The sequence below is a fragment of the Mucilaginibacter terrae genome, from assembly GCF_031951985.1.
In the GTDB taxonomy this organism is placed as follows: Bacteria; Bacteroidota; Bacteroidia; order Sphingobacteriales; family Sphingobacteriaceae; genus Mucilaginibacter; species Mucilaginibacter terrae_A.
This window is the reverse complement of sequence record NZ_JAVLVU010000001.1, coordinates 1,800,606-1,818,799: the sequence shown is the minus strand read 5'-3', so window position 1 is coordinate 1,818,799 and position 18,194 is coordinate 1,800,606. Positions and strand designations below refer to the sequence as shown.

15 protein-coding genes and 1 pseudogene are annotated in these 18,194 nt (G+C 42.8%); 10 read left to right on the top strand and 6 right to left on the bottom strand.

Translation table 11 applies throughout. The features are described 5' to 3' along the window. Positions 1 to 19: 19 nt before the first annotated feature. The 5 genes from mutS (at position 20) to QE417_RS07265 (ending at position 4,697) form a co-directional block, all read left to right on the top strand. Complete coding sequence (mutS, locus tag QE417_RS07285) at positions 20 to 2,665, top strand: DNA mismatch repair protein MutS (protein WP_311948820.1); 2,646 nt, start codon at positions 20 to 22, stop codon at positions 2,663 to 2,665. A gap of 130 nt (positions 2,666 to 2,795) precedes the next feature. Next, positions 2,796 to 3,362 (top strand): C40 family peptidase, encoded by a 567-nt coding sequence (locus tag QE417_RS07280; protein ID WP_311948818.1) that lies wholly within the window; start codon positions 2,796 to 2,798, stop codon positions 3,360 to 3,362. 29 nt (positions 3,363 to 3,391) lie between these two features. Then, on the top strand, positions 3,392 to 3,865 hold the full coding sequence (locus tag QE417_RS07275) for a TlpA disulfide reductase family protein (RefSeq protein WP_311948816.1): 474 nt from the start codon (positions 3,392 to 3,394) through the stop codon (positions 3,863 to 3,865). Between the two features lie 9 nt (positions 3,866 to 3,874). Continuing rightward, on the top strand, positions 3,875 to 4,486 hold the full coding sequence (locus QE417_RS07270) for a thioredoxin family protein (protein ID WP_311948813.1): 612 nt from the start codon (positions 3,875 to 3,877) through the stop codon (positions 4,484 to 4,486). An 88-nt stretch (positions 4,487 to 4,574) separates the two neighbouring features. Continuing rightward, complete coding sequence (locus QE417_RS07265) at positions 4,575 to 4,697, top strand: hypothetical protein (protein ID WP_311948812.1); 123 nt, start codon at positions 4,575 to 4,577, stop codon at positions 4,695 to 4,697. Here the strand turns inward: QE417_RS07265 and QE417_RS07260 are convergent. Genes QE417_RS07260 through QE417_RS07250 form a run of 3 tightly spaced genes read right to left on the bottom strand, consistent with a single transcriptional unit; the run spans position 4,690 to position 10,587 of the window. Next, entirely contained in the window at positions 4,690 to 6,600 is a 1,911-nt protein-coding gene (locus tag QE417_RS07260; protein WP_311948810.1) for a DUF3857 domain-containing protein, read from the bottom strand. The genes QE417_RS07265 and QE417_RS07260 overlap by 8 nt on opposite strands. Beyond that, complete coding sequence (locus QE417_RS07255; protein WP_311948807.1) at positions 6,597 to 8,576, bottom strand: DUF3857 domain-containing protein; 1,980 nt, start codon at positions 8,574 to 8,576, stop codon at positions 6,597 to 6,599. The genes QE417_RS07260 and QE417_RS07255 overlap by 4 nt, the downstream gene beginning before the upstream one ends. Positions 8,577 to 8,604: 28 nt before the next feature. Beyond that, a complete protein-coding gene (locus QE417_RS07250) occupies positions 8,605 to 10,587 on the bottom strand; it encodes a transglutaminase domain-containing protein (protein WP_311948805.1) in 1,983 nt (660 codons plus the stop codon). A gap of 113 nt (positions 10,588 to 10,700) precedes the next feature. On the opposite strand from QE417_RS07250, the gene QE417_RS07245 reads away from it, so the two are divergent. Next, positions 10,701 to 11,735, top strand: a complete 1,035-nt coding sequence (locus tag QE417_RS07245) for an exonuclease domain-containing protein (protein WP_311948803.1) — start codon at positions 10,701 to 10,703, stop codon at positions 11,733 to 11,735. Positions 11,736 to 11,888: 153 nt separating this feature from the next. Next, entirely contained in the window at positions 11,889 to 12,026 is a 138-nt protein-coding gene (locus tag QE417_RS07240; protein ID WP_311948801.1) for a hypothetical protein, read from the top strand. A 278-nt stretch (positions 12,027 to 12,304) separates the two neighbouring features. Here QE417_RS07240 and queG read toward each other — a convergent pair. Beyond that, a pseudogene (gene queG / locus QE417_RS07235) lies at positions 12,305 to 13,228 on the bottom strand (tRNA epoxyqueuosine(34) reductase QueG); the annotation flags it as partial. A gap of 172 nt (positions 13,229 to 13,400) precedes the next feature. On the opposite strand from queG, the gene QE417_RS07230 reads away from it, so the two are divergent. Together QE417_RS07230 and QE417_RS07225 are read left to right on the top strand one after the other, a co-directional pair. Next, positions 13,401 to 13,769 carry an STAS/SEC14 domain-containing protein gene (locus QE417_RS07230; RefSeq protein WP_311948799.1) on the top strand — a complete coding sequence of 123 codons (369 nt, stop codon included), beginning with the start codon at positions 13,401 to 13,403 and terminating at the stop codon, positions 13,767 to 13,769. A 33-nt stretch (positions 13,770 to 13,802) separates the two neighbouring features. Next, on the top strand, positions 13,803 to 14,015 hold the full coding sequence (locus QE417_RS07225) for a hypothetical protein (protein WP_311948798.1): 213 nt from the start codon (positions 13,803 to 13,805) through the stop codon (positions 14,013 to 14,015). Between the two features lie 55 nt (positions 14,016 to 14,070). On the opposite strand, the gene QE417_RS07220 is transcribed toward QE417_RS07225, so the two are convergent. Both QE417_RS07220 and QE417_RS07215 read right to left on the bottom strand, forming a co-directional pair. After that, positions 14,071 to 14,928 (bottom strand): polysaccharide deacetylase family protein, encoded by an 858-nt coding sequence (locus QE417_RS07220; protein ID WP_311948797.1) that lies wholly within the window; start codon positions 14,926 to 14,928, stop codon positions 14,071 to 14,073. A 121-nt stretch (positions 14,929 to 15,049) separates the two neighbouring features. Next, entirely contained in the window at positions 15,050 to 17,344 is a 2,295-nt protein-coding gene (locus QE417_RS07215; RefSeq protein ID WP_311948796.1) for a GH92 family glycosyl hydrolase, read from the bottom strand. An 86-nt stretch (positions 17,345 to 17,430) separates the two neighbouring features. Here QE417_RS07215 and QE417_RS07210 point away from each other — a divergent pair, with 86 nt between their 5' ends. Next, complete coding sequence (locus QE417_RS07210) at positions 17,431 to 18,192, top strand: GDSL-type esterase/lipase family protein (protein ID WP_311948794.1); 762 nt, start codon at positions 17,431 to 17,433, stop codon at positions 18,190 to 18,192. Positions 18,193 to 18,194 lie beyond the last annotated feature (2 nt).

Sequence of the window (18,194 nt, the reverse complement as noted above, 5' to 3'; positions counted from 1 at the left end):
TAATTAAAAAGGATAACGCTTGGGCAAAACCGCAACCAAAGAAACGCCGCTCATGCAGCAGTACAACCAAATCAAGGCCAAATATCCGGGTGCCTTGCTGCTGTTCAGGGTTGGCGATTTTTACGAAACATTTGGCGAGGATGCCGTTAAGGCCTCTGGTATATTGGGCATTGTGCTTACCAAACGCGCTAATGGTGCTGCCACGCATATTGAGCTGGCCGGTTTTCCGCACCACTCGCTCGAAACGTATTTGCCTAAACTGGTACGCGCTGGTCAGCGGGTAGCCATATGCGATCAGCTCGAAGACCCCAAGATGACCAAAACCATCGTTAAAAGGGGCGTAACCGAACTGGTAACACCGGGCGTTGCCATAAGCGATAACATCCTTCAGCAAAAAAGCAATAATTATCTGGCCTCGCTGTATTTCGAAAAAAACAGCATGGGCATTGCTTTAATTGATATTTCGACCGGCGAATTTTTAACCGCACAGGGCAATGCCGATTATATTGATAAGCTGTTGCAATCGTTCAGCCCAAGCGAGGTTATTTACCCTAAAAGCTGCAAGCGCGATTTTTTTGAAAAGTTTGGCGACCGCTATTACACCTACACGCTTGACGAGTGGCCGTACAGCGGCGATTACGCTTACGAAGCGCTTACAAAACATTTCGGCGTAAAATCATTAAAAGGTTTTGGTATCGAAAAGTTGAGCTTAGGCATTGTGGCCGCCGGTGTGGCACTGCATTACCTCAACGAAACCGAGCACCGCAACCTGCAACACATCAGCGCCATTAGCCGTATTGAGGAAGACCGCTACCTGTGGCTCGACCGTTTTAGCATACGCAACCTCGAACTGGTCGGCTCATCTAATGATAATGCCCTTACTTTGGTTGATGTGCTCGACCATACCTGCTCACCAATGGGTGCACGCCTGCTGCGCCGCTGGATAGTGATGCCGTTAAAGGAGCTCAAGCCCATCAACGATCGCCTGAACGTGGTTCAGCACCTGATAGACCATGAAGAGCTGCGTAACGAACTGCAAAATTGCATACGCCAGGTTGGCGATCTGGAGAGGCTCATTAGCAAAATAGGTTTGCAAAAAGCCAATCCGCGCGAGGTGTGCCAGTTGCGTAAGGCATTACTGGCTATTGGGAGTATACGCACGCTTTGTATTGGAGCGGGGAGCGAAGATGGGGGAGCGGAAATAATTTCTAAACCTAACGAGGCATTGATGGCAATTGGCAATCAGCTTAACCCCTGCGAGTTTATTTGCGAAAAAATTGGACGTGAGTTAAATGCCGAACCACCAATACAGCTGGTAAAAGGCAGCGTAATGGCCGATGGTATTCATGAGGATCTTGACCGCCTGCGCAAAATTGCCTTTGGCGGTAAAGGTTATTTACTGGAGATACAAAAACGCGAAGCCGAACAAACGGGCATTCCATCGCTTAAAGTGGCATTTAATAATGTGTTTGGCTATTATTTGGAAGTTACCCACTCGCACCGCGATAAGGTACCAACCGACTGGATACGCAAGCAGACCCTGGTAAACGCCGAGCGCTACATTACCCCCGAGCTTAAAGAATACGAAGAACAGATTTTAGGTGCCGAAGAAAAAATATTGGCGCTCGAAACGCAATTATATAACGATTTGCTTTACTCGCTTGCCGAGTATATTAAGCCTATACAACTTAACGCGCAACTCATAGCCCGGTTAGATGTGCTGCTCAACTTTGCAACCGTATCTATCAAAAACTACTACGTAAGGCCCAAAATGAACGATAGCTTGCTTATCGACATTAAAGGTGGGCGCCACCCGGTTATTGAAAAGAATTTGCCGCAAGGCGAAGAATACATTACCAACGATGTATACCTCGACTCGGACAGCCAGCAGATCATCATTATTACCGGTCCCAACATGGCGGGTAAATCGGCATTGCTGAGGCAAACCGGCTTAATTGTTTTGCTGGCGCAGATGGGGTGTTTTGTGCCGGCCAAGCAGGCGCACATTGGTTTGGTTGATAAGATATTTACCAGGGTGGGTGCATCAGATAACCTGTCGTCGGGCGAATCGACCTTTATGGTGGAGATGAACGAGACGGCCAGTATATTGAACAACCTGAGCAATCGCAGTTTAATATTGCTGGATGAAATTGGCCGGGGTACCTCAACTTACGATGGTATTTCGATAGCCTGGGCTATTTCGGAGTACCTGCACAATCATCCAACAGCCAAAGCCAAAACGCTGTTTGCTACCCACTACCATGAGTTGAACGAGCTGACCAACATGTTCGGTCGTATCAAAAACTTTAATGTAACGGTAAAAGAAGTAGGCAACCAAATCATCTTTTTACGTAAGCTGGTGCCCGGTGGCAGCGAGCATAGCTTTGGTATACATGTAGCCAAACTGGCCGGTATGCCTGCCAAGGTATTAGCCCGCGCCAACGAGATCCTCAAAAAACTGGAAGCCGAACGCACCGGCGGCGAAGACATAAAAGAGAGCATTAAAAAAGTGCAAAAGCAGGCCATGCAACTGCAAATGTTTTCGATTGATGACCCCGTACTGGTGAAGATACGCGATATGTTGAACAACCTTGACGTTAACACCCTTACCCCGGTAGAAGCCCTGATGAAACTGGACGAGATACAGCGGTTGATAAAGAGTTAGGTTTTAGATGTGCAAATGAGTGGATGTGCAGATATGCAAATGAAATATTGTAAAGCCTACTTCATTTGCACATCCACTCATCTGCACATTAATTTTGCATATCTGCACATCAATACGCTACCTTTAACTCATGCTATTAAAAAATTACTCCCGGTTAATATGTATGCTAATGCTGGCTTGCGTAGCGTTTACCTCGTGTAATTCGAAGCGGGCGGTGTTGAAAGGTTCGCCCGGTGATGTGGTTAAGCCGCAGGGTTTTATTGCTGATAAGTATGCCGGAATGATGGGCGTGAGCAATGGCGATATTACTAACGGCCGCTTGTATAATTTTATTGAAGAGTGGTATGGTACCCCTTACAAATTTGCCGGTTTAGACCGTAACGGTGTTGATTGCTCAGGTTTTACCTATTTACTGCAACAACAGGTTTATGGCATTACTATTCCGCGTAATACCGGTAAGCAAATCAATGTAATTAAACGGAAGTACGAGGAAGAATTGCAGGAAGGCGATCTGGTTTTCTTTGATTTTGATGGTAAGAAATTCAGCCATGTAGGGGTTTACCTGCAAAATGGTTATGTGGTGCATGCCAGTACGCGCAGGGGGGTAATGATCGTGCGGTTAAAAGACCCATCGATGTACAAATATTTCTCTCGCGGAGGGTCAATTGATAATACATATGTTACTCAGAATGAATAACTTTGTTTAAAAGGCATCGTTATTGATCTATGAAGAAATACTTTTTGCTTTTTGCCGCAGCATGTTTATTTAGCATAAGTGCTTTTGCTCAGGTACAAAAAATTACGTTGTTACAACTTCAAAAGCGCATTAGCAACCCCGATACAGTTTATTTGGTAAATTTTTGGGCTACCTGGTGCAAGCCCTGTATTGCCGAGCTTCCTCACTTCGAAAAACTACAAGCAGCATATAAAAACCAACCCCTAAAAGTGTTGCTGGTGAGCATGGATTTTGAATCGAAATTTCCTGACGTAATCAAGTTTGCAAAAACAAGGGGATTAAGATCGGAAGTTTATCTGGCTGTTCGCAAAAACGACCAGGAGTTGATCGATGCAATAGACAAAGAATGGAGCGGCGCGTTACCCGGAACGCTCATTGTAAACGGGAAAAAAGGTATCCGTAAATTTCAGGAGCAGGAATTTACTTACGAGGAACTGAACAAATTCTATCAAACCAATAAATAATTTATCACCATGAAAAAATTACTTGTATTGATGTTGGTGTCCGTGGCCTCAATGGGCTTCAGGCTGGCCGAGGGTGGCTATAAACCAGGCGATACCGCAACCGATTTTAAACTTAAAAATGTGGACGGCAAAACGGTATCACTGGCTAATTACAAAGCTGCCAAAGGTTTTATAGTGGTGTTTACCTGTAACCATTGCCCTTATGCCAAGGCTTATGAAAGCCGAATTATGGCCTTAGATAAGCAATATGCTGTTAAAGGATACCCTGTAATTGCCATTAGCCCTAATGATCCTATTGGCGAACCTGCCGACTCGTACGAGAACATGCAAAAACTGGCTGCCCAAAAAGGCTACACCTTTCCATACCTGATTGATGAAACGCAGGACATAACCCGTGCTTATGGAGCCAAAGCTACCCCGCATGTATATGTACTGCAAAAAACCGCAAGCGGTAACGTGGTTAAATACATCGGCGCTATTGATGATGATACCCAAAATGCCAAAACTGACAAGGTGAAATACGTTGAAAACGCTGTTGATGCGCTTTTAGTGGGCAAACAACCCGAAGTGACTAATACCAAGGCCATTGGCTGCGGTATTAAATGGAAAAAGGCGGCGTAAATATACGAATCAAATTTGCAGATAAAAACTAATCCATACGAAAGCCCCGCCAAAACCGGCGGGGCTTTTTGTTATATTTGTGCCCATCATGCAAAAACAAAAAGAAGACTATTCTTTCTGGACTAAATACAAGCAATTTGCCGGTAACGAGATCATGCTCTACATCATTATGGTTATAGGCATTATACTTGGTATTATTATTTTTAGTTAGCCTTTACCAGCGCTACTTTGTAAGAGTCGGCATCGGCAATGGCTTGATAAAATTCTATAAGTTCGGCATATTGATCTTTAGTGTAGGTGCCGTCAAACAACTCCATTTTACGTTTATAAATAACTTTATCGCCTGTTTTAAATGCAGTGGCGGTAAACTTGCCAAAAGGTTTATTAATATTAACCAGTAGCGGGTTGCTGTCCATTTTATAACCGGCTGGTACCTCATAAGTTATTTCATCAATATCGGTATAGCCACGGTTTATGTATACATCGTTGTTGCGGTTACGCACCTCTCTTGGAACCGATAAATGCCTGTTGGCAAGGTTAGCAATAAAATAGTACCTGCCATCAACTATGGATGCATAATCGCGTGCTGTAAACTTTATTTTTTCGTTATTAACCGGTTCAATGTTCTTTACAGCTTTGTATTCAAGGCTCTCAATATCAAGGTTGTTAATGCTGTAGTTTTCTTTGGCCTTCTTTATTTCATCGCTTATTTCGCCGGGTGTAATGGGGCGATTATCAAACTGGCAACCCTCAAAGGTGGTGGTCATGCTACCCGATAGTAAGCCATCGTTTTTGAGTGTTAGCACCCCTTTGCGTATTTGTTTACTTTTTTCGGCGGTGTATTTAGGGGTATGTAATAGTTTGCCACCTTGTGCAGTACAAGCTAAAACTGTGCGATCGTCGGTAAAATCACCTAAAAAGCCAAACGGCATTTCTTTGCTGGTACACTCAAGCCAAGTGGTATCATTTTTAAATGGCAGGCACAAAATAATGTGATTGCCTTGCTGCATGCTGGCAAAATCGGGTGAAAAGCTTTTTTTATAATCGCCGGCCGTAACCACGCAATAGTACGAATCGATATTTACAGCTTTGAGCATAGCCTGTGTATAATTAACCAGCGCCTTGCAATCACCATAGCCTGTGCGATCTACATCGGTAGCGGTAAAAGGCTGGTAACCGCCTATGCCCACTTGTATACTTACATACCGGCTTTTTTGCTGCATATACTCATAAACAGCTTTGGCTTTTTGCTTAGGTTCTTTAATGGTATCGGTAAGGCTGTGCAGGTACGCTACGGTTTCGGGCGGTAGGGTTGTACGGCCATTGAGTAGTTTGTCGTATACCCATTTACCCAAATCGTTCCAGTTGGTAAAACTGCCATCAATGCCTTCATAGCTAAATTTTTCGGGTGCTATTTTTACTATAGTTTTGTAATGCTCGGCATCGGGGCTGTACGGTTCACCACGCAAGGCTTTGAGTTTATTGGCTTCCCAGGTATAAGTTTTTAATCCTGCTGCATTGGTTTCGGTTTTAACAGGCTGTGTAGTATTAAACTCTTTGTAGCGGATATTGAAATCGGGCTTGCAAATAAACTGGTAAGAGCTATGCTCAACCGATGTACCCGGCTCATAATTGGGCCTCCAATCATGAAATATCAATGATTGCTTTGAGGCTATCTCATACTCATATTCTACGGTGTAAGGGTAATCGCTCACGGCAGGCTGAAAGCGCTTATACCGGTCATCCAAAAACATCGAAAAGCCATCGGCTGCGGCATAATCTTTAAAGTTTTTTTCAGAGAATTTGCTCACCTGTTTGCCAAACTCATTATATATAGTTCCTTTAATGTTTTTTATGCGGTTGCTTTTATCGTACCAAACCACATAATCAACATTATCATCTCCGTTTTTATTAAGAACGGTAACTACCTCTTTAAAACGGTAAATAGTATTATTTAAATCTTTAACCTCAGTGGTAATTTCCTGGTTGCGTATAACAGCGCTGGCGTATGGAAGCAGGCTTTTATCAATATCAGCAGCGGTATAAATATTTTGCGCATCAGCGCTCAGCAAGCCTGATAATAAAAAGGTAATTGCTGTGAAAATCCTTTTCATGATTTACGTTTTATAATAACTGGAAGTTTTTGAACCTGAATGATCTTGTTGAATAATTCTTTTAAGTAAGGATATTCGTCGGGTGTGTATACAGAGCGGTTAAGCTTAATAATATGCGAAAAAATTGCTGTGTTGTTTATTTTATTGTACAGTGTAGTAAAGTGCCCGCCATTGTTAGGTAGAGCGAGGCCAATTTCCTGAGGTATGGTTTCAACATCATATCCCTGGGGTAAATGCACCGATATCACAATCCGCTGTTCGGAAGGTAAGCCACAATCAATAGGAAAATTACGCTCGTTTGCACTGAAAGGGTTGTTAATTATTTCATCAAACAAGTAAGGATTAAAATAAATTTTACCGGGCGAATTATTTATTGATTTTGATATTTCGATATCATAAAATCCTCTTAACCGGGCGTCTATGGTGTCCAACCCTTCGGTAGTTACATTCAATACTTTTACACCGTTAAACGTATCCTTTAATTTTTCAATATATTCATCGATGTTGTTAAAGCTTTTGATTTGCTTGCGTTTTATATAAGAGCTATAGCCAACATTTGTACTTACCGCTTTGCCCTTTAAAGTTCCATCGGGGTTTAAGGTTACATCAACAGTGTAATTATTGGTTACAGGATATTCGGGCTGCATTTTTAACCAGTAGCATGAGTCTTTGTCGCTTAATATTCGGCCATAATCATTAAAGCAGTATTCGGGCAGCATACCAAAGGGTAACAGGGCATCGGTAGCATCTGCATAGTATTTAGAAGTGCCGATGCTTATTGCAGCCACAACATGGTTGAAGTTTTCGATCCTCGGCAGGTACATATCAACAGCTCCATGGTTTTTGGTTGATATTAATAACGGGGAAGCACTGATTCCATAAGCCCTTAAAGCTGTTACAAGCATCAGGTTTATATCGGCCGAATTGCCCTTGCCCTCATTAAAGGCATCTCTGATGCTTATGCTTCGGGTGGCCAAACGATCATTCCATTTAATGTGATGATTGATATACGAGTAAATGGTTTTTGCTAAAGCAAGGGTATCTGGAGAGGGGAGAATTATCTTTTTTAACTTACGTTTAAAAAAGTCGGTTTCTTGTAGTTGCTGGCCAAAATACAGGTCTTCCAAAGTCTCCTTGTCAAAGTCTGTCCAATCTTTGGCTGCAACATTTCCGGTTTGTTTTTTGAAGTTATAGGTTATTTTATAAAAGTATAAAGCCGGTATATAATCAATAATATCGGTCATACGTTCTTCAGGAACAAAAGCACGAATACTATCCATTCCATAAACCTGTACCGTACATTCCCCTTTGTGCTCGAGGCAAACAGTACTGTCGTTATAATTTTTAGAAAGTTTGTATCCGCCTTTTAAAATAACATCATAATTACGCTTTGGCGGCATATGCACCTTGTATTCTGAATGTATTTTGGGCATGCCTTCCTGAAATATCCAGGGTGTGAAATCATTTCTATCAGGCGTTTCGAGGTCATATCTGTACTCAATAATGCTCCCAACCAAAACGTTGGGCAGTGCATAACTGAATGTACCTGAGTGATCGCTTTGATCAATAATTCTTCCACCTGATATATCACATACGGTTCGTTTGAAATGTCCATTAGTTTCGGGGGTATAAACAATAGCATCAAAGCGCGTGATCTTTTCGCTTAGGCTTTTGTTCCATTTGTAAAAAGAAATTTCAATATCGCCTTGCTTTAAAGCATCTGCTTTGAAGATCTTAATTTTTACATGATACTGGTGTATCAGATTATAAGGATAAGATTTGCTGAATTTAACTACACCGGCTTCATTTAGTACAACGGCACTGCAGGCAACCCCATCAGCATAATTAGTAATCGTACTATCATGCTTGGTAAGTTTACCAAAGTCAAGATCAGTAGCTTTAGTAATATTAGGGTATATGCTAATGCCCAACAACATAAGCCCACACTTTAAAACAGTATACAGATGCTTTAACATGACAGATAATTTTCGGCTTTACTGTATATTAATTCTTTTTGAAAATAATATCTGCCTGTTCGGCCTGAATGATTTTATTGTAAAACTCTTTTAAGTAAGGGTATTCTTCGGAAGAATAAACAGGGCGGTTCATTTGAATAATATGCGAAAAAGTATAAGCACCATTTTCGTTGGCTTCGTAAACGGTTTTAAACGAACCTCCATTATTGGGCAACACCAGGCCGGTATTTTTAGGTGGTGTTTCAATACTGTAACCTTCGGGCAAATGTATGGTTAGGATTATCTTTTTTTCGGATGCCGTGCCCATATCTACCGGGTATACACGTTCTTCGAGTTTAAAAGGGTTGGTAGTTATACGGTTGAGTAGGTACGGGTTAAATGCCAGGCGGTTATTGCTCATGTCTTTATATAGATCCATCTCAACCTCAAATGTCTCGCTTATGGGCAAATCCAGGCTATCTACGTTCGTGATTTCAAACTTTTTAATTTTTAATTTGGCAAGCTTTTCATCCAGGTTTTCTACATACTCATCGATAGTATTGAATTTTTTAATGGCCCTGCGTTTATCAAGTGCTTCATAACCATATAAATAGTTACGTATAGTACCGGTTAGCTTACCATTAGGTTGCAAGGTTAAATCCATCATATTGGTAAGTGTACGCCTATGAGATGCTTCCATATCCATCCAGTATGAGGGCTTGTTCCAATCGGCTACCATTACCCGGCCCTTACCGTTAATACAGTCAACAGGTAACATGCCAAAAGGTAAAATAGGATCGGTGGCATCCAGCAGGTATGATTTGTTGCCAATGTTAGCCTTGGCTATAATGTAATTAAAATCGCCCACAACGGGGTAAAGCATGTTAATCAAACCATGTTCGCGCGTGGATAGGAGTACGGCATCGGTGTTAATTCCTGCCGCATTTAACGCCACAATTAAACACATGTTAATATCGGCCACATTGCCGGTATGGGTATCTAATGTTTTACGTAGGCCGTTCTCGGCAAAAATGCCGATGTAGTTATTTTGTTTAAGCGTTTTTTTGATGTAAGCGTAAATTGCTTTAGCTTTCGAAAGATCATCGGTTAAGCCGGCTGTTACGGTTTTTACCTGTTCCTTAAATAAACCGGTTTTACGCAATTGAGAACCAAAATCTTCATGTTGTTTAAGGGTGCGGTCAACATCGTCCCATGTTTGTGTTTTTACATGTTTGGTACCATCGTAAGGGTCAACATACTGGTTCAACTCATAATTTATGGCCGATACAAAGTTTTTAGCTGCCGTCATGTATTCCTCCTCTTTAAATGCCGGAAGGTCGGCCATGCCATATACCATTTTTGAGCAGTCGCAACGATTGCCGCGTACTTCAAAGCAGTTTTGGTCAATGGTGCCTTCATGTTTGGTGAGTTTGTAAAAACCTCTCAATGATGCCTTAAAATCAAAATAAGCAGGTATGCGGGCCTCATACTCGGAGTATATTTTGGGGATATCGCTCTGGAAGATCCAATCCCGGAAACTAAGCGTGTAAGGCGATTCGATAGTGTATTTATATTCAATTACACAACCATCGGTTACATTGGGCATGGCAAATTTTACAGCATCCCTGTATTGGCTTTTTTTTTCGGTGATAATTTTCTTAGGGTCTAATTCGCTCCGTTGAATACCGCCTTGGGCGTTTGTATAAAAGGTTATTGCTTCAATATCTCTGATTTTTTCAAAGCTGTTATTGTCGTTTTTGCGCAGCAATATTTCAACATCGCCTTTATCAAAGGCTTTACTGTCAAATATTTTAATTTTAACATGATATTCATGAATAAGGGGCAGGCCGTCCTGGCTGCTTATCCAGGTTTTGCCGTATTCATTTAATACAATGGCGTGGGCAGTTTTGTCTTTGTCATACGCTTTCATCTGCATTTCTTCCACCTTAAACTGGCCGTATGGAAAATCATCGGCAAAGGCGGGTGCGCACCATAAAACAGCGGCAATCAATAGTAAGAAAGGGGTTTTCATCTGTGATAATTAGTTCAGGCCAGATTTTTAATTAATTCAATGCCATAAATATAAAAAGTTAATACCAAAACTTTAAAGCTTTTACCGAACTTTGCATCAAAGCATTTTGCATAATGAAACTGAATTTAAAACGTCCGCTTGCATTTTTTGACCTCGAAGCCACCGGCACCAACCTGGGTGTTGATCGTATTGTGGAGATGGCCTTTATAAAACTTTTGCCCGATGGTACCGAAGAAAGCAAGGTTTGGGTTTTAAATCCTGAAATGCCGATTCCGCTGGAAGTATCGCTCATTCATGGTTTTTATGATGAAGATGTGCAGGGTAAGCCAACTTTTAAAGAAACAGCTGCCGAAGTAGCTACATTTTTAGAAGGATGTGATTTAGCCGGTTATAACTCTAATAGGTTTGATATACCTATGCTGGTAGAAGAATTTTTGCGTGCAGGTGTGCCGTTTGATTTAAACGACAGGCATTTTGTTGATGTGCAAAATATTTTTCACCAGATGGAGCAACGTACCCTGAAGGCTGCTTACCAGTTTTATTGTAAAAAGGAAATTGAAAACGCGCACTCGGCCGAGGCTGATACCCGTGCCACCATGGAAGTTTTGCTGGCCCAGGTTGAGCGTTATAAAGACACCGAGTTTATTGATAAAAAAGGCAACAAGACCATCCCGGTACAAAACGAGGTGGCAGCCCTGCACGAGTTTACCAACCTGCAACGCGCGGTAGATTTTGTTGGCCGAATGGTTTATAATGACGCTGGTGAGGAAACTTTTAACTTTGGTAAGCACAAAGGCAAACGTGTTGAAGATGTGTTTGATGTAGAGCCAAGCTACTACTCGTGGATGATGAATGGCGATTTTCCGTTATACACCAAGCATAAATTAAAAGAAATTTACGAACGCTGGACAGCCACTAAAGTTACCCGCCCCGTACAACCCAAACCAGTACAAAATAAACCGTCCCAGGCAACCGAAGGTGTTGATAGCGCACAAAAAAAGCCATTTCAGCAAAAGCCGTTTAACAAACAACCTTACAACAATAACCGCCCGCAGCAACAGCAACGCCCTGTTAAAACCGATGAGCCTGCCAAACCTGTAAACGAGGATATGCTGCAGGCACTGGCCAATAAATTCAAAAAGAGCTGAGTTGGATAAGGCATAATATTTTAGGCGAAAGCTGAAAGGTAAAGGATGAAAGGTTTCATAGAACTTTCATCCTTTGCTTTTACAAGGGATTATTCGTCTGTGCAGGGTCTCTCTGAGAGGACACTGCAATGCAATTGAGGTACTGCGGTTTATATGAACGCGGCGCAGGGTCCTCTCCGAGAGACCCTGCTGAGACGAAAAACAACCTTAAACAATAACCGCCCGGAGCAACAGCAACGCCCCGTTAAAACCGATGAGCCTGCCAAACCTGTAAACGAAGATATGCTGTAGGCGCTGGCCAATAAGTTTAAAAAGAGCTGAGTTAATAAGGCATAATTTTAGGCGAAAGCTGAAAGGTAAAGGATGAAAGGTTTCATAGAACTTTCATCCTTTGCTTTTACAAGGGATTATTCGTCTGTGCAGGGTCTCTCGGAGAGGACCCTGCAATGCAATTGAGATAACTGCGGTTCATATGAACGCGGCGCAGGTCCTCTTATGAGAAACCCTGCTGAGACAAAAATATCACGTTTGACTCTTAGCCATTTTCCTATTACACTTAATCTATACGATAGAAACTCAATATTTCTTTTCAAACCCGCAAACTTGGTGCGCTTTACGGCCGATTTTTTGAATACCGCCTGGAAGGTCTCCTGCGTAATATCCTGCCAGTCGCGCTGGGACATGCCCAGCAGATCGGGGTGCGGCTCAAAAGCCGGTTCGGTATGGGGGAGTGAGAAGCGGTTCCAGGGACACACATTCTGGCATACATCGCAGCCAAACATCCAGTCATCGGTTTTACCTTTAAACTCTTCGGGGATGTTGTTTTTTAGCTCAATGGTAAGGTAGGAGATGCAGCGGCTGCCGTCAACAATATAAGGGCCCACGATGGCATCGGTAGGGCAGGCGTCAATACAGCGTGTACAGGTACCGCAATGGTCAACGGTGGGGGCAATGTCATAAGCCAGTTCGGCATCTACGATCAGCTCCGCCAAAAAAAAGAAGGAACCGCTTTTTTTGTTGATGAGATTAGCGTTTTTACCCACCCATCCCAGGCCTGCGCGCTGAGCCCAGGCCTTGTCCAGCACCGGTGCCGAATCAACAAACGCCCGACCACCTATATCACCGATGTTTTCCTGAATAAAAAAGAGCAATTCTTTAAGCTTGGCTTTAATTACGTCGTGGTAATCTATCCCGTAAGCATATTTGGAAATTTTGGGGGCAAGCGGGTCGGTTTGCTGTTTATCGGTATAGTAGTTCAACGCCAACGAAATAACCGAACGGGCGCCATCAACCAACAGGCGCGGGTCGAGGCGTTTATCAAAATGGTTTTCCATGTATTGCATTTCGCCGTGGCGTTCCTGCTTCAACCAGTTTTCGAGGCGAGGGGCTTCTTCTTCCAAAAAATCTGCCTTGGCAATACCGCAAAACATAAAGCCCAGGCGTTTGGCCTCGTCTTTAATTAGTTGGCTGTATTTGAACAGATTTTGATTCACCAAAACAAAGATACGGATTTGGATAAGAGAATAGGGCGTGGAGCGTACTTGGTAAAGTGGGGTTAATAAGAAAATATCGGACAACTACTTTGCCTTTTGGGAAAATTGTGACTTATAAAGAAAACAGTATAGATGTACCTGTGTTGTATTTACAACAAAACATTTACCTGTTATGCTTCAGTTTATTAATGATTTACCCGATAACGTAGTTGGCATACACGCCATAGGCGAAGTTACAAAAGACGATTTTGAGCGCGTGCTGATACCTAAATTGGATGATTTGGTAAAGCGCCAGGGCGAAATAAATTACATATTGGTTTTAGAGACCGATGTAGCAAATTTTACCGTTGGTGCCTGGTGGGACGACATTAAAGTTGGCCTTAAACACTTTACCAAGTGGAAGAAAATAGCCATTGTAACCGATCAAAAAGCCGTAGAATGGTTTACCAGTAACGTTTTTAGGTTTATGGCTCCCGGGCAATCAAAAGGCTTCCCGCTGGGGCAGTTAGATGAAGCCGTAAAATGGGTAACTGAAGAATAAAATCGCATTGTTTAACCTGTAAATAAACTACCTATGAGTACCGAAGAAACCAAAAATACCAGCTTAAATGAAGACACTGTTGACCATGATGAAATATCAAAAGGCAACACACCTACCGAGCATACCGAAGATGATGAGCACCGTGTAGACACAGTAGTGCCAGATAATGATAGCGGTATTCCAGGCCCACCAAGCGAGGAAAACTCCTCAAACAAAGATGGCGGCCCATCCGAAGAAAATTTATAAAGCAAAAGCTCTTTTCTAAATCAGAAAAGGGCTTTTGCTTTTATTACATAGTCGTTTAGAAACTATTCCTAATACTATTGCTCAAGGTTTTGGCACTCCAGTAACCGCTATCTAAAATACGGCGCACGGTCATAAGCGGATCATTCGGGTCGCGCTTTTCGGCCAGTTGGAAAGCCATTTTAAAGCCACGACTATGCAATTCGGGCAGGCCTTGTGCATTCCACAAACCAAACGGGTAAGCAAAGTAGGTTATCTTTTTACCGGTTATATCTTCCAGCTTTTTGGTGGGCTTATCTATCTGGGTTTTCCAGTCGTCGCCAGCAAATTTCTTAAAGTTGTGGTGATCCCAGGTGTGGCTTCCAATAACATTACCCTCATCAGCCAGTTGTTTAATTTGCTCCTTATTCATGTAATTAGGGCGACCTATGGATACCGTCATGATAAAATAAACAGCCTTAAAGCCATACTTTTTCAACTCAGGGTTGGCAATGGTAAATTGGTCAAGGTCGGTATCATCAAACGTAAGCATAATGGGTTTGCTTGGCAGTTTGGCACCTGTGGTAAGATATGCATACAACTGATCTGGCAGAATGGTATGGTAGCCGCTATCGGCCAGCATTTTTATCTTCTCTTTAAAACTGGCAATGGGTACAATGTAGTCCTTAGCGGTTTTAGAGTCTTTTGGCCGCCAGTCGCGTATTTGGTGGTAACACAGGATGGGCACCTGCTTACGGGCTATAATTTCGGCATTAGAGGCCGGTTTTCCTGCTGGTGCAACTACCTCTTCGGTAGTGGTGTTACTGGTTGTTTTAGTAGCGGTAGCTGTGCTATCGGTAACGGTTTCTGATTTGCCCGATTGGCATGAGGCAAAACTTATGGCAATGGCTGCGGCAGCCGAAAAAATTCTAAGCATACGATTATCAAATACAAAATGAACAGCAGCGAAAATAAAACAAATCGGAAGAAAAAAACATAAAAAAGCGGTACAATAATTACTTACTGTAACGCTGGTTTTTATAGCATAAATTAACAGGCTATTGCTTAGCCGACATAGAAAAAGGATAGTCGGTCGGTTTAGTGCCTTTGGTTTTATTTGGTGTAGCCTGCATGGTAAAATTGATTATGGCTCCATTTTGCAGTGCTTTATGGCTTAACCAGTTAGCACTGTATGCTTTCCCATTATAATTTAGCGCACCTACATATTTGTTAGCTGCGCTGTTTGTTGGCGCATTTATAACTACCGATTTGCCGTTCTCCAAATTCAAGGTCATTTTTTTAAATAGTGGTGCACCTAATACATACTGGTCGCTGGCCGGGCAAACCGGGTAGAAGCCTATAGAGCTAAACACATACCAGGCCGAAGTTTGGCCGTTATCCTCATCGCCGCAATAACCATCGGGTGTGGCTTTGTATAAGCGGTTCATGGCTTCACGTGCCCAGTATTGGGTTTTCCAAGGCTGGCCGGCATAGTTGTACAGGTATATCATGTGCTGAATAGGCTGATTACCATGCGCATATTGCCCCATGTTCATAATCTGCATTTCGCGTATCTCGTGTATCACACCACCGTAATAGCTGTCATCAAATAAAGGAGGCATGCTAAATACCGAATCGAGCTTGTTAACGAACTTATTTTCGCCTCCTATGAGGTTTACAAGCCCCTGTATATCATGAAATACCGACCATGAGTAATGAATACTGTTCCCCTCGGTAAAGGCATCGCCCCATTTAAAAGGGTTAAAAGGCGACTGGAATTTACCGTCTTTGTTTTTACCCCGCATCCAGCCTGTTGCCGGGTCGAACAGGTTGCGGTAATTCTGACTGCGTTTTTTATACAGGTCAATTTCGGGTTGCGGGCGTTTGAGTTCTTTAGCCAGTTGATAGATGGCGAAATCATCGTAAGCATACTCCAGCGTACGCGCCGCATTCTCATTTATCTTTACATCATATGGCACATAACCTAACTCGTTGTAATATTTAAAGCCATAACGTCCTGTAGCCGTAAACGGTCCTTCGTTATTAGCACCGTGTACCAATGCCTCGTAAAGCTTGTTAATATCATATCCGCGTGCACCTTTAAGGTAAGCTTCGGCCACTACCGATGCCGAGTTGTTGCCCACCATTATATCAGCATAACCGGGGCTGCTCCATTCGGGCAACCAGCCACCTTCCACATAATCGCTTATTAAACCCTGCTGCATCTCTTTGTTAATGGATGGATACATAAGGTTAAGGAATGGGTACAACGCACGGAAGGTATCCCAAAAGCCGGTACCTGCAAACTTGTAACCCGCCATAGTTTTGCCGGTATAAGGGCTGTAATGTACCACCTTGTTTTGGGCATTAACCTCGTACAGTTTATTAGGAAACATTACCGCACGGTACAGGCACGAGTAAAAAGTGCGGGTTTGGTCAACACTGCCGCCTTCGGGCTGTAAGCGGTTTAAGACCTTGTTCCAGGCGGTATGGGCTTTTTGTTTGGTGGTTTCAAAATCATCGGTGCCTAACTCGCGTTTAAGGTTAAGTTCGGCCTGCTCAAAGCTAATGAGTGATGAAGCCACACGTACATGCACCTTTTCGCCACGGGTGGTTTTAAAGCCAACTATTGCCCCAGCGTGGTTATTGGTTAACTCCAATGAATCTGCCCCGGCCAAAGTTTTGCCGTGCCATGTTTTGGCTATACTGAAAGGCTTATCGGTGTATATAACGAAGTAGTTTTTAAAATCGACCGGTTTGCTGCGGGCTGCGCGTGTGGTATAACCAATTATCTTGTTTTGTTTAGGAAAAACCTTGATATATGAGCCCTTGTCCAAAGCATCTATCACAATAAAAGAACTATCACTTTTAGGGTAGCTAAATTGGAACTGTGCAGCACGTTCAGTTGTGGTTAATTCGGCGGTTACATCATGATCGGCCAGGTAAACGCTGTAGTAATACGGCTTCGAAACCTCTGCCTTGTGGCTAAACCAGCTTGCACGGGCATCCTGGTCAAACCTCATTTTACCGGTTACCGGCATAATAGCAAACTGGCCGTAATCATTCATCCAGGGCGACGGCTGGTGGGTTTGCTTAAAACCCCGAATTTTATCGGCAGCGTAAGTATACATCCACCCGTTACCCATAGTACCCGTTTGCGGCGACCAGTAATTCATACCCCATGGCAAACCAATAGCGGGGTAAGTATTTCCGTTAGAAAGATCAGGTTTTGAATCCGTTCCCATTAATGGGTTCACCCAGTCGGCCGGGTCGGTTACTTTGGTTACCTGTTGAGCAGATGCGGTTGCTCCCAATAAAAAGGCAGCCATTGAAAGCCAAATATTTTTATTCATCAGTAGTAGTTTGTTAAACAAATATATAGGATTGCCTTATGCCTCGTGCTATAAATAGGAAAATGACTATGTTTACTCAGCCAATTATGAAAAACTTCAAACTACCTTATTGCCTGCTGCTTGTTATTGTGCTTTGCAGCGCTTTTGTTTATCGCGATAACCCCCAAATAAACATTGTATTTATAGGCGACAGCATTACCCACGGCACTGTGGCTAAAGACCAATCACCACCCAATTTTGTTGGCGAGTTTTTAAAAGAGAAACTTGGGCCGAATATTCAGGTATCAAACCAGGGCGTTAGTGGCCGTACTACGGTGGATTTTTTGCCGGCTACGAATACATTATTTAAAAAGGTAAAAGCCGCTGCAATAACTTTTTATGCTGATAGCACCGCACAACTGGTGTTTTCGGTAATGCTGGGTACTAATGATAGTGCCATACAGGGGCCTAATGGCTCACCGGTATCTCCGCCCAATTATCAATCCAACTTAAAAACCATTGCCGATAGTTTACTTGCTGTCTATCCCAACGCTAAAATTGTGATTAACTACCCCATTTGGTACAGTGATAATACGCATAACCGCTCTACTTATTTAAAAGAAGGGCAGCAGAGGGTGCTATCCTATTGGCCGCAAATTGATGCGCTGGTTAAAGAATACAAAAAGAGTAACCCGCACCATGTTTTTGCGGGTGATAAAAAGGCTTACCCATACTTTGAAAAGAATTACTTAACCGATTTTAAACCCGAAAACGGCGCTGACGGTGTATTTTATCTTCACCCCAACACCAAAGGCGAAAAAGCTTTAGCCGAATTTTGGAGCAAGGCTTTGTTAAAGGCAATTAAATAGGC

What these genes read in the sequence shown, in the direction of transcription:
- QE417_RS07280 (WP_311948818.1), top strand. Translation starts at nt 2,796, where the DNA reads ATGCTATTAAAAAATTACTCCCGGTTAATATGTATGCTAATGCTGGCT.
- QE417_RS07275 (WP_311948816.1), top strand. Translation starts at nt 3,392, where the DNA reads ATGAAGAAATACTTTTTGCTTTTTGCCGCAGCATGTTTATTTAGCATA.
- QE417_RS07270 (WP_311948813.1), top strand. Translation starts at nt 3,875, where the DNA reads ATGAAAAAATTACTTGTATTGATGTTGGTGTCCGTGGCCTCAATGGGC.
- QE417_RS07265 (WP_311948812.1), top strand. Translation starts at nt 4,575, where the DNA reads ATGCAAAAACAAAAAGAAGACTATTCTTTCTGGACTAAATACAAGCAA.
- QE417_RS07260 (WP_311948810.1), bottom strand. Translation starts at nt 6,600, where the DNA reads ATGAAAAGGATTTTCACAGCAATTACCTTTTTATTATCAGGCTTGCTG.
- QE417_RS07255 (WP_311948807.1), bottom strand. Translation starts at nt 8,576, where the DNA reads ATGTTAAAGCATCTGTATACTGTTTTAAAGTGTGGGCTTATGTTGTTG.
- QE417_RS07250 (WP_311948805.1), bottom strand. Translation starts at nt 10,587, where the DNA reads ATGAAAACCCCTTTCTTACTATTGATTGCCGCTGTTTTATGGTGCGCA.
- QE417_RS07245 (WP_311948803.1), top strand. Translation starts at nt 10,701, where the DNA reads ATGAAACTGAATTTAAAACGTCCGCTTGCATTTTTTGACCTCGAAGCC.
- QE417_RS07240 (WP_311948801.1), top strand. Translation starts at nt 11,889, where the DNA reads ATGAACGCGGCGCAGGGTCCTCTCCGAGAGACCCTGCTGAGACGAAAA.
- QE417_RS07230 (WP_311948799.1), top strand. Translation starts at nt 13,401, where the DNA reads ATGCTTCAGTTTATTAATGATTTACCCGATAACGTAGTTGGCATACAC.
- QE417_RS07225 (WP_311948798.1), top strand. Translation starts at nt 13,803, where the DNA reads ATGAGTACCGAAGAAACCAAAAATACCAGCTTAAATGAAGACACTGTT.
- QE417_RS07220 (WP_311948797.1), bottom strand. Translation starts at nt 14,928, where the DNA reads ATGCTTAGAATTTTTTCGGCTGCCGCAGCCATTGCCATAAGTTTTGCC.
- QE417_RS07215 (WP_311948796.1), bottom strand. Translation starts at nt 17,344, where the DNA reads ATGAATAAAAATATTTGGCTTTCAATGGCTGCCTTTTTATTGGGAGCA.
- QE417_RS07210 (WP_311948794.1), top strand. Translation starts at nt 17,431, where the DNA reads ATGAAAAACTTCAAACTACCTTATTGCCTGCTGCTTGTTATTGTGCTT.